The sequence below is a fragment of the Achromobacter sp. ACM03 genome (assembly GCF_014851665.1).
GTDB lineage: Bacteria > Pseudomonadota > Gammaproteobacteria > Burkholderiales > Burkholderiaceae_B > Achromobacter > Achromobacter aegrifaciens.
The window spans coordinates 82,463-95,267 of the sequence record NZ_JACVAD010000008.1; the positions used below are offsets into that span (position 1 = coordinate 82,463).

General features: G+C 64.4%; 14 protein-coding genes. 10 read left to right on the forward strand and 4 right to left on the reverse strand.

Going from position 1 to position 12,805, the window contains the following annotated elements; translation table 11 throughout:
* Nucleotides 1-124 precede the first annotated feature (124 nt).
* Nucleotides 125-1,018, forward strand: a complete 894-nt coding sequence (locus tag IB257_RS26900) for a hypothetical protein (protein ID WP_175163076.1) — start codon at nucleotides 125-127, stop codon at nucleotides 1,016-1,018.
* Between the two features lie 72 nt (nucleotides 1,019-1,090).
* Here IB257_RS26900 and IB257_RS26905 read toward each other — a convergent pair whose 3' ends face one another.
* Entirely contained in the window at nucleotides 1,091-1,843 is a 753-nt protein-coding gene (locus IB257_RS26905; protein WP_192493085.1) for an SDR family NAD(P)-dependent oxidoreductase, read from the reverse strand.
* 90 nt (nucleotides 1,844-1,933) lie between these two features.
* Nucleotides 1,934-2,812: a LysR substrate-binding domain-containing protein gene (locus IB257_RS26910; protein WP_119449828.1), complete on the reverse strand. Its 879-nt coding sequence runs from the start codon at nucleotides 2,810-2,812 to the stop codon at nucleotides 1,934-1,936.
* Nucleotides 2,813-2,960: 148 nt separating this feature from the next.
* Here IB257_RS26910 and IB257_RS26915 point away from each other — a divergent pair, with 148 nt between their 5' ends.
* Complete coding sequence (locus IB257_RS26915; protein WP_192493086.1) at nucleotides 2,961-4,085, forward strand: agmatine deiminase family protein; 1,125 nt, start codon at nucleotides 2,961-2,963, stop codon at nucleotides 4,083-4,085.
* Nucleotides 4,086-4,116: 31 nt separating this feature from the next.
* Here IB257_RS26915 and IB257_RS26920 read toward each other — a convergent pair whose 3' ends face one another.
* Entirely contained in the window at nucleotides 4,117-4,857 is a 741-nt protein-coding gene (locus IB257_RS26920; protein ID WP_175181643.1) for an IclR family transcriptional regulator, read from the reverse strand.
* Between the two features lie 145 nt (nucleotides 4,858-5,002).
* Between IB257_RS26920 and IB257_RS26925 the strand changes: the two genes are divergently transcribed.
* The 7 genes from IB257_RS26925 (at nucleotide 5,003) to IB257_RS26955 (ending at nucleotide 11,019) form a co-directional block, all read left to right on the forward strand.
* Nucleotides 5,003-5,773, forward strand: a complete 771-nt coding sequence (locus IB257_RS26925) for an SDR family NAD(P)-dependent oxidoreductase (protein ID WP_192493087.1) — start codon at nucleotides 5,003-5,005, stop codon at nucleotides 5,771-5,773.
* Complete coding sequence (gene fahA, locus IB257_RS26930) at nucleotides 5,770-7,074, forward strand: fumarylacetoacetase (RefSeq protein ID WP_175212897.1); 1,305 nt, start codon at nucleotides 5,770-5,772, stop codon at nucleotides 7,072-7,074. The genes IB257_RS26925 and fahA overlap by 4 nt, the downstream gene beginning before the upstream one ends.
* Entirely contained in the window at nucleotides 7,071-7,409 is a 339-nt protein-coding gene (locus IB257_RS26935) for an NIPSNAP family protein (protein ID WP_054455651.1), read from the forward strand. The genes fahA and IB257_RS26935 overlap by 4 nt, the downstream gene beginning before the upstream one ends.
* Nucleotides 7,406-8,713: a homogentisate 1,2-dioxygenase gene (hmgA, locus tag IB257_RS26940; RefSeq protein ID WP_192493088.1), complete on the forward strand. Its 1,308-nt coding sequence runs from the start codon at nucleotides 7,406-7,408 to the stop codon at nucleotides 8,711-8,713. Before IB257_RS26935 ends, hmgA begins: the two co-directional genes overlap by 4 nt.
* A 21-nt stretch (nucleotides 8,714-8,734) precedes the next feature.
* Nucleotides 8,735-9,715, forward strand: coding sequence for a tripartite tricarboxylate transporter substrate binding protein (locus tag IB257_RS26945; RefSeq protein ID WP_175181641.1), 981 nt, complete (start codon nucleotides 8,735-8,737; stop codon nucleotides 9,713-9,715).
* A 182-nt stretch (nucleotides 9,716-9,897) separates the two neighbouring features.
* Nucleotides 9,898-10,473 carry an isochorismatase family cysteine hydrolase gene (locus tag IB257_RS26950; protein WP_192330669.1) on the forward strand — a complete coding sequence of 192 codons (576 nt, stop codon included), beginning with the start codon at nucleotides 9,898-9,900 and terminating at the stop codon, nucleotides 10,471-10,473.
* A gap of 105 nt (nucleotides 10,474-10,578) precedes the next feature.
* Entirely contained in the window at nucleotides 10,579-11,019 is a 441-nt protein-coding gene (locus tag IB257_RS26955) for a hypothetical protein (RefSeq protein ID WP_054455659.1), read from the forward strand.
* Nucleotides 11,020-11,407: 388 nt separating this feature from the next.
* Here IB257_RS26955 and IB257_RS26960 read toward each other — a convergent pair whose 3' ends face one another.
* Nucleotides 11,408-11,881: a DUF2846 domain-containing protein gene (locus tag IB257_RS26960; RefSeq protein WP_119449824.1), complete on the reverse strand. Its 474-nt coding sequence runs from the start codon at nucleotides 11,879-11,881 to the stop codon at nucleotides 11,408-11,410.
* 198 nt (nucleotides 11,882-12,079) lie between these two features.
* Here IB257_RS26960 and IB257_RS26965 point away from each other — a divergent pair, with 198 nt between their 5' ends.
* Nucleotides 12,080-12,790, forward strand: coding sequence for a hypothetical protein (locus IB257_RS26965; RefSeq protein WP_192493089.1), 711 nt, complete (start codon nucleotides 12,080-12,082; stop codon nucleotides 12,788-12,790).
* The last annotated feature ends 15 nt before the right edge of the window (nucleotides 12,791-12,805 follow it).

Genomic DNA, 12,805 nt, shown 5'->3' on the forward strand with positions numbered 1-12,805 from the left:
CGACACAATTGGCAAATTGTTGTCCGACGCGGATTGCAACGGGCGATTAGGATGGCGCCGCACAGACAGAGACAGGCGATCACAAGGCTTTCCCGCCTGAGGCCGACAAGAAGATGTCCGACACATGAAAACCATTCAGAAAACCCGCCCCCCTGGCCGTTTGCTCCGCACCGCCATGGCCGGCCTGCTGGCGTCCACCCTGGCCGCGCTGTTCAGCCCCGCCGCAACCGCCGCTGAATCCGCCGGCGCCGCGGCGCTGCCGCCCACCGCCCAGGCCGCCGCCATTGCACCGCCCGATGTGCCCACGGTGATGTATTCCATCTACCAGATCGACGGCAAGGGCGCCGATTCCTACGAAGTCGCCAACGGCAGCATCGCCACCTTCTGGTTCGGCCATGCCTTCGAACTGGGCGGCACGCGCTACTACACCGGCTTCACCTGGGACACGCGCGAACGCTACGGCAAGCCGGGCGAAGACGAGGTCGGGCCCGGCACTCAGGTCAACTTGGCCGAAGCCACGTACACGTTGACCGGCGCCACGCCCGAACGTCCCTGGAAGTTCCGCGGCATGAAGCACTCGGTCGGCGAGTTCGGCGCCTACGAAAAACCGGAAGACGTCGACACCCGCCGCAAGCCGGTGGAGTACCGCACGCCCGCCGGCAAGCTGCTGCTGGCCGTGCCCACCGAAGGCTTCGACAACGGCATCAGCTTCAGCGGCTACGCGCTGCTGGTCTTCAATCCGGCGGGTCCGGACGAAGGCGCGGGCTGGACCTATGTAGGCAGCATCAATACCGGCGAAGACAATAGCGCGGCCTGCGCCGAAGGCGACGTCATGCCTTGCGTGGCCAGCTCGGGCGAACTGGTCTTCTCCGCGCATGGCGGCAGCGACATGCCGCGCGTGACCGTCAAGCGCAGCGGCACGGAAATCGCCGGCCCGGACAAGACCCGCCAACTGGGCGCGGGCGATGCCGTCGTCTACGCCTACGACACAGCCAGCAAGAAGTACGCGGAGAAGTAAGGCCGGCATTGCTGCCAGCCGGGCGCGCAAGCCGGCTTCCCAACGGCTGCGCTGCCCGCGCGGCTTGTGCTGCTATGTGAGATTCAATCCGCCATCGGAAAGCAGGATCTCGCCGGTCAGATAATCCGACGCGGCAAGCATGGAGACCGCCTGCGCGATATCCTCCGGACTGGCCGCCCGGCGCATCGGCGCCTTGTCGCGCCACAAGGCTTGCGCCTGCGTCCAATCGGCCGTCATCGGCGTGTCCACCAGGCCCGGCGCAACCGCATTCACGCGGATATGCGGCGCCAGCGAAAGCGCGAGCAAGCGCGTCACATGGTTGAGCGCCGCCTTGGTCGCCGCATAGGGAATGGAAGCGCCTTTGGGCCGGATACCCGCGTGCGAACTCACATTGATCACGCAAGCCGGCCGGCCATGCGCCGCCGCCGCTTGCAACGCGGCCTGCGCTTCGGCCACCAGGCGAAACGGCGCCACCACGTTGACCTCATGCAATGCATGCCAGATGTCCGGCGTGGCCGCGGCCAGGTCCGCATGGGGAATGACTTGGCTGATTCCAGCGTTGTTGACCAGCACGTCCAGCCGCCCCCATGCCGCGACGGCTTCCCGGACCAGCCGGACCCGGTCGGCATCGTTCGCCAGATCCGCCTGCACGTAGACAGCATCGCCCAGCTCGCGCGCCAAGGCATGGCCGGCTTCAGCCGAACGGCGTGAATGCACGACCACCGCATAACCGTCCCGCGACAGGCGGCGGGCAATGGCCTCGCCTATGCCGGAGGTAGAGCCCGTGACCAGCGCGACGGGACGCGTAGATTGCAAATGGGACATCGAGGAATCTCTTGCTCTGGAATGCGCCGCATGTGGCGATGGGTCTACAACTTAACACCGTGATGAAAATCGCAACCTGAGAGACAAGGCCTAGGCTGCCGCGCCGCCGTCCTCGCGCGACGCGTCCAGTTCTTCGGACACCCACTCGCAGAACGCGCGCGTCAGCGGATCGTCCTCGCTGTCCCGATGCACCAGCAACGCCCATTTCGGACCGCGCACGGTCTGCTCCGTCAACGCCGCCAGCGAGCCATCGCGGCGCGAGCGGTCGGCCAGCAAGCTGCTGACCAGCGCCATGCCCAGGCCCTCGCGCGCCGCATCCAGCAACAGGCCAGGGTCGGAAAAATTCATGCCCTGGCCGCGCTGGCCCACGTCGGCGCCGCCTTGCGTTTCCCAATGGCTCCAATCCATCTCGCGTTCGCCATGCAGCGTGGCGCGCGTCTCGGCCGCCAACAGGCGAGGGTGGCAGGCTGGATACATGCGGTCCTCGACCAGCACGCGGAACGCGCAATCGGCCTGTGGGCCCAGGTCGTCGCGCAGCGCGATGTCTATGGTCTGCTTGCCCATGTCCGGCGCGGCATCGCTGGTGTACAGCCACAGGTCCGCCTCGGGATGCAGGGTGCGGAAGGCTTCCAGCCTGGGCAGCAGCCAGTGCCGCGAAAACGCCGGACTGGTGTTCACGATCAGCTGGTTCGGCTTGCGGTACTGGTCCAGCCTGCGGATGCCGGCTGCCAACTGCTGCAGCATGGCCTGCGTCGTGCCCAGCAGATCCCAGCCCGCATCCGTCAGCGACACCGCGCGGCCCTGGCGGAAAAACAGCGGCTGGCCCAGATAGTCCTCCAGGCTGCGCACCTGCTGGCTGATCGCCGACTGCGTTAGATGCAGCTCGTCAGCCGCTTTATGGAAGCTGCCCAGCCGGGCGGCCGCCTCGAAGCCGCGCAGCACGTTCAGGGGAGGCCATTGCTTGAGCATATCAATAAGCCCTGCTAATCAGAATTCCACTAAATATATCGCTAGTCCGCGCGGTCAGGCGGGAAATACACTGCAATTCAAGAGGTGCGCACCTTTGACCCAAACATAACCATTTTTTATCGATCTTCCAGAATTACAGGAGCCCGACGTGCCCACCCGCCGCCAACTCATCCAACACACCGCCACGCTCATGGGCGTCCAGGCCGCCGCCTTGCTGGGCCTGGGTCTGCTCGCCCCCGGCGCACGGGCGGCGCCAGCGCCCCGGTGGCACATGCCCGACGAAGGCGCGCCCCAGGCCCGCGCCTTCATCGCCTTCGGCGCCCAGGACGCCATCTGGGAAGACTTCACCGCCGACGTCCAGGCCGCGCTCGGCCGCATCGCCCGCGCCATCGCCGCCCACCAGCCCGTCACCGTGTTCTGCCGCGCCCGCGAACGCAGCCTGGCCGAACGCCATTGCGGCGCCGACAACGTCAGCTTCGTCGAAACCCGCCTGGACGACATCTGGATGCGCGACATCGGCGCCAACTTCGTGCTCGACGGGCGGGGCGCGGCCACCGGCGTGGACTTCAACTTCAACGGCTGGGGCAACAAGCAGCGCCACGCCGCCGACGCCAAGATCGCCGCTGAAACCACCGAGGTCACCGACACCGAATACCTGCAAAGCGAACTGATTGGCGAAGGCGGCGGCATCGAAGTCGATGGCCGCGGCACCGGCATCATGACCGAAAGCAGCTGGATCAATTCCAACCGCAACCCCGGCTGGAGCAAGGCGGAAGTCGAAGAGGAACTAAAGCGCTGCCTGGGCCTGCGCAAGATCATCTGGCTGCCCGGCATCAAGGGTAAGGACATCACCGACGCCCATGTCGATTTCTACGCCCGCTTCGCTCGGCCCGGCGTCGTCGTCGCCAACCTCGACATGGACCCCGAGTCCTACGACTACGCGCTGACCCGCAAGCACCTGGAGATCCTCCGGCGCGCAACGGATGCCGACGGCAAGCCGCTGGAAATCCACACCGTGAGCCCGCCGCTCAAGCCCCGGCGCAGCAAGTTCCTGCGCGACAACCCGGACTTCGCGGCGGGCTACATCAACTACTTCGTCATCAACGGCGCCGTCATTGCACCGGAATTCGGCGATGCGGAAGCGGACGCGAAGGCGCTCGACCTGCTGACGCGTTTGTATCCGGGGCGCAAGGTGGTGCAGCTGGATATCGACGCCATCGCGTCAGGCGGCGGCGGAATTCATTGCGTGACGAATCAGTTGCCGGTGGTCTAGGCCAGACGGAAAGCCGCGCCTCACGCGGCCGTCAAACAGGCGCCAGACGCCCCATCAACCGGGCCTGCTGCTGCAAATTCGCGGCCAGCAACGCAATCCTGTCGGCGCGCATCCGCTCGTCTATTGCCGCAATGCTGATGGCCGCGATCGGCCGGTCCAACGAATCGAAAATCGGCACGCCCACGGCAGTGACGCCCAGCGTTACCCGATTGCGTATGAATGAATAGCCGTTGCGGCGCGTTTGCGCCACGGCCGCACGCAACGTGCGCTCGTCCAGGCCCGCCTCCGTCTGCACGCGCGGCAAGATGTGCGACATCACTTCCTCGTACTCCGCCGCCGGCAGGTGCGACAGGATGGCCAGCCCGCCGGCGCCCAGACCTAACGGTCTGCGGCTGCCGATGGACAGCGTGTTCACGCGGATCGGCGAGGGCCCTTCCTCGCGCGCCTGACATACGGATTCGATGCCGCTGCGCACACTGAGATAGACCGTGTCGCCCAGCTCCTCCGCCAATTGCCGCATGCCCGGCTGGCAATGCTCGCGCAAGTCGTAAGAGGGCGCCGCGGCCAGACCCAGCTCGAACGCCAGCGGGCCCAACGCATAACCCTTGCCTGTTTCACGCTGCACAACTAACCGCTCCTGCATCAACTGCCGCAGCAGACGGTGCACCGTGGAGTGCGCCATATCGGTGGACTTGGATAACTGGGTGAGTGCCAGGCCGCGCCGGCCCGCCGTCGCAAGCAGCTTGAGCAATTGCACGGAACGTTCAAGCACGCCTGGCTCGGCAGGTCTAGCAGGCATAAGTCGTGTCCACTCAACGGAAATTCGATCAGGGAATTTTCCTCCAAATCATATAGTCGCCATAAGAAAAGAGGCATGCCTTTCTGTACAACGGACAGAAGGCGCAACGGAGACTTTCATGGATCAGTGCTTCACCCAGCAAGGCCAGCCGGCCTCGCTGACCGGAAAAACTGCATTGGTGACCGGCGGCAGCAGCGGCATAGGAGCAGCGACGGTACGTGTGCTGGCCAATGCAGGCGCGCGCGTGGCGATCGGCTACCTGAACGGCGAGGACCGCGCCCGGGAGCTTTGCGCATCGCTGCCTGGAGCCGGCCATCTCGTGTTGCGGGTGCCGCTGGACGACGCCAATGCCCAGACGCGCGCGGCCGAGGAACTGGGTACGGCGTTCGGAAGCTTGAACATACTGGTGCATTCGGCTGGCTACACACGCCGCATTCCGCACCGCGACCTGCACACCCTCACGCCGGAACTCTACAACGAGATCCTCACCGCGAATGCGGGCGGACCGTATGCGATCACGCGCAGCTTTCTACCCTGGCTGCAGCGCGCCGACGAGGCAGTCGTCGTGGCCGTTTCTTCCGTATCCGCATATACCGGCTCCGGCAGCAACATCGCCTACTGCGCCGCCAAAGCCGCCCTGGACACGACGATCCGTTCGTTGGCCCGCGCGCTCGGCCCCATCCGGTTCCTTAGCGTTTCGCCTGCCGCAGTGGATACAGGATTCGTCGAAGGCCGCAACCGTGCGGACCTGGAGAAACATGCCGCAGGCACGGCCCTGGGACGCGTCGTTTCGCCGCAGGACGTAGCCCAGGCAATTCTGGCGGCCGCAACACTGCTGAATACCAGCACCGGTGTGCGGATCGTCATCGATGGCGGCCATACGCTATGACGCAACGCGACCATACCCACGACCCGGCCCTGCACAGCTGGGTGGAAAGCGCGAATGCCGCCGGAACGGATTTTCCGATCCAAAATTTGCCTTTCGCCGCGTTCAGCTGCCACGGCGCCACCCCGCGCATCGGCGTGGGCATAGGCGATGCCATCATTGATGTCGCTGCCGCGGCGCCATTGCTGCAGGGTCTGGCGGCTCAAGCTGCGCAAGCCTGCGCCGAACCCGTGCTCAACCCCTTGATGGCGCTGGGCGGCGAGGCGCGCCGGGCGCTGAGGGCGGCGCTATCCCACTTGCTCGACGCGCGCAGGACAAGGCAGACGCTGCCGCTTTTTCCCCAACGCGATGTCCGCCTGCATACGCCGGTGCAGATCAGGGGATTCACGGACTTTTTCGCTTCGATCGATCACGCCAGCAACGCAGGCCGGCTGTTCCGGCCGGAGCAGCCCTTGCTGCCAAACTACCGCTACGTCCCGGTCGCCTACAACGGCCGCGCCAACAGCATCTTGTGCGGTGCCGACATCGAACGTCCGCGCGGACAGCTCCGCCCGCCGGGACAGGAAGCGCCCGCCTATGAAGCCTGCCAACGGCTGGACTACGAAGTGGAGCTGGGCGCATACATCGGCCAGCCATCGGCGCGCTGGCAACCGGTGCCGGTGGAGCAGGCCTGGGAACATATCTTCGGCTTCTCGCTGCTGAACGACTGGTCCGCGCGCGACATGCAATCCTGGGAATATCAGCCGCTCGGCCCCTTCCTGGCCAAGAGCTTCGCCACCAGTGTCGCGCCCTGGATCGTTACACCGGAAGCGTTGGCGCCTTTCCGCATTCCCGCCCGCGTTCGCAGCGCGGATGAGCCAGCGCCGCTGCCCCATCTGCACGGCGCGGCAGACCAGGCGCTAGGCGCGCTGGACATCACCATGGAACTGCAGCTGCGAAGCGAGGCAATGGCACGGCAAGGCATCGCGCCGGTCACGCTTTCGCGCGGCAATACCGCAGACCTTTACTGGACCTATGCACAGATGGTGGCGCACCACACCAGCAATGGCAGCACCCTGGACGCGGGCGACCTACTGGGTTCCGGCACCGTCTCGGGTTCGCTGGCCAGCAGCTGGGGCAGTCTGCTGGAACTGACCCACGGCGGCAAGGAGCCCATCAGACTGCCCAATGGCGAGACCAGGAGCTTTCTGGCGGACGGGGACGAGGTCATCCTGCGCGGCTACTGCGAACGACCAGGATGTGCCCGCATAGGCTTTGGCGAGTGCACGGCCCGCATTCTGCCGGCACGGGAGGTGCGAACATGATCGTTGAACAACGCACCTACACCACCCACCCTGGCAAATGGCGGGACTACCTGGCCTTGTACGAGGCCGAAGGGCTGGCCGTGCAGCGCCGCATACTCGGACGCATGGTCGGCTATTACTACAGCGAAGCAGGCGCCTTGAACCAGATCGTGCACCTGTGGGCCTATCAAGACCTGCAAGAGCGCGAAACAAGACGAGCCCGGCTTGCGGCCGATCCGCAATGGCAGGCCTACGTACAGCGCATGCTTCCGCTGCTGCAGCACCAGGAGTCCAAGCTGCTCAAGCCGGCGCCCTTTTTCACCCATTCCTGGCACGACGATGCGAGTCAATCATGAATGCAACGAAGATTGAAGCCTTGCAGTACCAGAGCGGCTTTGGCAACCGCTTCGAATCGGAAGCCGTCGCGGGCGCGCTGCCGGTTGGCCGAAACTCACCGCAGCGGGTCGCGCATGGACTGTATGCGGAGCTGTTGTCCGGCTCGGCCTTCACCATGCCGCGCGACCTCAATCTGCGTACCTGGATGTACCGCATACGCCCGGCGGCCATGCATGGCCGATTCGCGGAAATGCCCGTGCCGCGCTGGCAGACGGGTCCTTTCACCGACGCGCCCACGCCCGCCAACCGGCTGCGCTGGAATCCCTGGGCAGAACCGGATGCGCCCACGGACTTCATCGATGGCGTGGTAACGGCGGCCGGCAACGGCGACGCGCATGCACAGGTGGGCGTCGCCGCGCATGTGTACGTGGCCAATCAATCCATGCGCAGGCGCTACCTCATGAACTCCGACGGCGAAATGCTGTTGGTGCCCCAGTCCGGACGGCTGCGCTTGCATACCGAACTGGGCAGGCTCGATATCGCCCCCGGCGAGATCGCCCTGGTTCCGCGCGGCATGCGCTTTCGCGTAGAGCTACTGGACGTGTTGGCACGCGGCTATCTGTGCGAAAACTACGGCAGTCCCTTCCGCCTGCCCGAACTGGGGCCGATAGGCTCCAACGGCCTGGCGAACGCGCGTGATTTCCTGGCGCCGGTCGCGGCCTATGAGGAAGACGACGGCCCGGTCCAATTGGTCAACAAGTTCCTCGGCCGCTTCTGGCAATGCCAGCAAGACCATACGCCGCTGGACGTGGTCGCGTGGCACGGCAACCTCGTGCCCTACAAGTACGATCTGGCGCACTTCATGGCCATCGGCTCGATCAGCTTCGATCATCCCGATCCGTCCATCTACACCGTCCTCACCTCCAACACCGACACTCCCGGCGTGGCCAACTGCGACTTCGTCATCTTCCCGCCGCGCTGGCTGGTGGCCGAGGATACGTTCCGTCCGCCATGGTTTCACCGCAACGTCATGAGCGAACTGATGGGGCTGGTGCGAGGCGTCTACGACGCCAAGGCCGAAGGCTTCGTGCCGGGCGGCATCAGCCTGCACAACTGCATGCTGCCGCACGGCCCCGACGCGGCCACATTCGAAAAGGCCAGCCAGGCCGATCTCGCGCCGCATGCGCTGAAAGACACCCTGGCCTTCATGTTCGAGAGCCGTCACGCATTTCGCCCCACCGCGCAGGCGCTGGCGGCGCCCAACCTGCAGCCGGACTACGACGATGTTTGGAAAGGCTTCAGCCGCCATTTCGAGCGGCGCTAAACCACAGATGGAGACAACGCCATGACCAACACAAAACGCCGCCAGTTGATACAGATCGGCCTCTGCGCGCCCGCGCTGGCCTGGCTGCCCCAGGGATTTGCCGAAGACGCTTATCCGGCCCGGCCGGTCCGGCTGATCCACGGCTTTGGCGCGGGCGGTAACGCCGACGTCGTTGCCCGTCTGGTCGGCAAGCAATTGACACAGTCCCTGGGCCAGCCAGTCGTCGTGGAAATCAAGAGCGGCGCTGGCGGGCGCATCGCCAGCGATGCGGTCGCCAAGGCCAAGCCGGATGGCTACACCCTGATCATGCTGACCGGCGCGCATACGGTCTCCGCGGCGGTCTCCAGGGAGCTGTCCTACGATCCGGTCAAGGACTTCAGCTTCCTGTCCACCGTGTCCAAGTTTCCGTTCGTGATCGCGGTAAGGGCGGATCATCCCGCCAGGACGCTGGCCGATCTGCTCGCCATGGCCGCCAAGGCTCCCGCCAAGATCACGTTCACGTCCGTAGGCGTGGGATCCACCCAGCACATGACCGGCGAACTGCTGGCCACCGAGGGCAAGGTGGAGTTGCTGCACATACCGTATCGAGGCGGCGGCGCCCCCGTCGAGGCTGTGCTGTCCGGCGATGTCGACATCCTGGTGGATACCTTGACCGTGGCAACGCCGCAGCTGAAGGCGGGCAAGCTCAGAGCCCTGGCCGTCACCAGCGCCATACCCTGGCCGCAGGCTCCGGATATCGCTCCAGTCGCGCAAACCCTGCCGGGCTTCGAAGTGCTGTCATGGTTGGGCATTGCAGGCCCCCCGGGCCTGCCCGAAAACATCGCGGCAACCTTGAATTCCGCCATCGGCAAAGCCCTGGAAGAGGGCGAAGTGAAGCAAACGCTCGCCACCCTGGGAAGCCAGCCCGCGCCCAGCAGCCCGGCCGCCATGCGCGACATGGTCGCCAGCGAGATCGTGCGGTGGAAGCAAGTCGTCAAGGCGGCGGGGATTCCGCCTTTGTAGCGCGGTCCGCACCGGCCAGAATCCGTTCACGACGCGATGGAGGCAGGAGAACATGGGGGTCATGACTGCCGTGATACAGTCAGCCGTCATTCCTGTCGCACCTATCACGTCGCCACGCATCGGTCCCCGGCCGGCAGGCCGACCCGCAAGGCGCGCATGGCAAACCCTTTGCGGAGCGGAGCATGAACACCCAGACCCCGGCCATCATTCCGGCGCGTACCGCCTTGCTGGTCATGCACTACCAGACCGACATCATGGAACTGTTTCCGTCGGTCGCCCCCGCCTTGCTCAGCAACACGCGGCAACTGTGCGACGCCGCGCGGCGCGCCGGCGTCAGCGTCTATTTCGCCAAGATCCATTTCAGCCCTGGCTATCCTGAAGTCAGCCCCTTGAACAAGAACGGGCAGGGCATCAAACAGCTGGGCCGCTTCGTCCACGACCGCATCTCGCCGGAACTCGACCGCCGCGAAGACGAGCCCATCATCATCGCCCACCGCGCCAGCGTGTTCTTCGGCACCGACCTGCAAGTGCGGCTTTCCGCGCAGAGCATAGACACGCTGATCATGGCCGGCGTCGCGTCCACCGGCGTGATGCTGTCATCGATTGCGCATGCCAGCGACGCGGACTACCGCCTGCTGACGGTCAAGGACTGCTGCTACGACCCGGACCCGATCGTGCATGAGCATTTGTTTGCGACGGCGTTTGAATCGCGCACCACCGTGCTGTCGCTGGACGATGCCTTGTCCTTGCTGGGCTAGCGGACTGCTGGAAGAATACCTGCCTCCATGACCCCGACGGGTTCCCCCTCGCTGCCCATCATGTCTTTCCAAACGATTCCTGCAGAACCTTACGCACCGCGCCGCATGGCGTTCATCGAACAATGGCGCGAAGACGGCCTGGCCATCAAGGCCTACGCGATACAACGCAATCCCGATCCAGCCGTTGCGCTGCTGTCCGCTGAAGTGGCCGCAGCCGCGCGCAAGACCGCAATGGCCGCGTTGCGAGACGCCGCCAGCGATCCGCGCGCCACGGGCTTGGGCTTCTGCATCGTGCACGTGGGCGAAGAAGCGGTCTGGCTGCTGGCTGACTGGTGGATATCCGGCGGCATCCTGTGCCAACAGATGTACTCCGCGCCGCTGGATCGGCCCGAACAGTTTCAACCCGTGCAGGGACCGTTCATTGCCTGCGTGTGGGAGCTGGAAGTGACCGCGCATGAGCGCGGCGCGTGGATGCGGCATGCGCTGCGAGAGACGCCGGATATCAACGCGTATTTGGCGGACGTGCTGCCTGCGGGCAGCTATTGAGACTGCCTCAAGCAGCGCGGCGCTTACTTCCTGAGATAGGACTTCTTTCCGCTATCGGTATAGCAGAACGTTCCGCCCCGCGGCCCGGTGCAGTATTGGCCATCACGGCAGCTGCATGCGCCATTCGAGCCGGAAGCCGAGGGCTTGGAAACAAGTGGCTGTGCGCTGGAATCCGGACTTGAGCACACGCGCTTGGATGCGCTGATCGAACCGTCGCGGCACAAAAACTGTTCTCCGACGCAACGCTCCACGCCACCCTTCTTTCCTGAGCAGGGATAGTTCGCCGCATGGGCCGTCGCGGCAAACAGCAAGGCTGCCAACAACAGACCAAGACGCATCGTCATTTCCATTGCAAGTAGGCAAGAACAGCGGCGGGAGCGGACCGCGATCAGCCCGTGCAACGGCCTTCGGCCGCCAGGTTCACTTCGGACTTGGAGATCACCCGCTGACCTTCCTCTTCCGTTACCTGCTCCACGCCGGCGCCACCCACAAATACGCCCATTTTGATGAATTGGCGCACGAAGTAATTCTTGCCCGCCTCCATCATCACCATCAGGTCGTTCGGCGAAAACTCCGATTCGGTGGAGACTTTGTGCTGCTCGTTGCCGGCCACCTGCGTGTAGAAGAACACGCGGTCGGCGGTTTCACCCAGGCACTTGCCGTTGACGTACACGTCCTTCTTCAGCGCCTTGCCCACGAAGCTATCCCGGTAGACATACAGGCCGGACTTTCCTTCGTCCGGCGCCGGGAACGATTTGGCCTGCTTGTTTTGTTCCGCTGGCGCCATCGGCACATTGGCGCATCCCGCGACCGTCATCACGCAAGCGGCAGCGGCCGCCAACTTCAACATCTTTTTATTCATGTGATTCGTCTTCTTCAGCTTAGTTATCTGCCGCTTCCTGCCCTCCGCAGGGGAACGGGTAAATGTATCCAAGAGATTCTAATAATGTCACATGAATACCAAATAAGCTATCTGACAGTAGGAAATGCTGCTGTTCCGGGATTAGAAATGGCAGACTATGACTCCCCGGCGACATCGCAGCCTGACATCTCCTCGTCCATGAACAAAACCGAAGGCGCTACCTTCCTGATGGCGTATGACAAGGGCAACTCGCACTTCAGCGATCTGCACTTCCACGACTGCACCTTCGACAACGGCGCCCTTTCCATGGTCAAGGCCCCACAGCGCATGTCGCGCGTGCAGAACGTGCGCGTTTCCAAATGCCGCGCCGTCAACTCGATGATCCACCCCTGCATGTTTGAAGACGTGCTGATCGAGGACTTGTCCACCAACCCCATCCTGCTGGTGTGGGCCTCGTTCTTTCGCCGGGTCAAACTGGCGGGCAAGATCGGCAAGCTCAATCTCAACCTGACGCCCACCGCGTTCTTCAAGGACGAGCGCATCCTCGATCAGTTCGCAACCGCGCGCGCCGCCTTCTACGCCGAGACGGATTGGGCCTTGGATATCAGCGAAGCCAAGCTGTTGGGCCTGCGCTGCGAAGGCGTGCCGCTGCACCTGATCCGGCGCGATCCGCAGACGCAGGTCATCGTGGACAAGCAGGGGCGGTATCCGGGGTATGAGGCGCTGGGAGCGGATTTCGTCCAAGCGTTTCCGGGCATCGCCAGCACGCTGCATGGCTTTGATAGCTCGCCCACCCAGTCCATGCTGCTGACCGCCTCGCTGGCCGCGCCCAAGGCGCGACGGGACGAGGAAAAGGGCGCGATCGCGGAACTCAGGACCTTGGGGTTCGTGGAAGAAAGTTCGGCGTAGTTCTGCGCGCAAGCC

What these genes read in the sequence shown, in the direction of transcription:
- IB257_RS26900 (WP_175163076.1), top strand. Translation starts at nt 125, where the DNA reads ATGAAAACCATTCAGAAAACCCGCCCCCCTGGCCGTTTGCTCCGCACC.
- IB257_RS26905 (WP_192493085.1), bottom strand. Translation starts at nt 1,843, where the DNA reads ATGTCCCATTTGCAATCTACGCGTCCCGTCGCGCTGGTCACGGGCTCT.
- IB257_RS26910 (WP_119449828.1), bottom strand. Translation starts at nt 2,812, where the DNA reads ATGCTCAAGCAATGGCCTCCCCTGAACGTGCTGCGCGGCTTCGAGGCG.
- IB257_RS26925 (WP_192493087.1), top strand. Translation starts at nt 5,003, where the DNA reads ATGGATCAGTGCTTCACCCAGCAAGGCCAGCCGGCCTCGCTGACCGGA.
- fahA (WP_175212897.1), top strand. Translation starts at nt 5,770, where the DNA reads ATGACGCAACGCGACCATACCCACGACCCGGCCCTGCACAGCTGGGTG.
- IB257_RS26935 (WP_054455651.1), top strand. Translation starts at nt 7,071, where the DNA reads ATGATCGTTGAACAACGCACCTACACCACCCACCCTGGCAAATGGCGG.
- hmgA (WP_192493088.1), top strand. Translation starts at nt 7,406, where the DNA reads ATGAATGCAACGAAGATTGAAGCCTTGCAGTACCAGAGCGGCTTTGGC.
- IB257_RS26945 (WP_175181641.1), top strand. Translation starts at nt 8,735, where the DNA reads ATGACCAACACAAAACGCCGCCAGTTGATACAGATCGGCCTCTGCGCG.
- IB257_RS26950 (WP_192330669.1), top strand. Translation starts at nt 9,898, where the DNA reads ATGAACACCCAGACCCCGGCCATCATTCCGGCGCGTACCGCCTTGCTG.
- IB257_RS26955 (WP_054455659.1), top strand. Translation starts at nt 10,579, where the DNA reads ATGGCGTTCATCGAACAATGGCGCGAAGACGGCCTGGCCATCAAGGCC.
- IB257_RS26960 (WP_119449824.1), bottom strand. Translation starts at nt 11,881, where the DNA reads ATGAATAAAAAGATGTTGAAGTTGGCGGCCGCTGCCGCTTGCGTGATG.
- IB257_RS26965 (WP_192493089.1), top strand. Translation starts at nt 12,080, where the DNA reads ATGAACAAAACCGAAGGCGCTACCTTCCTGATGGCGTATGACAAGGGC.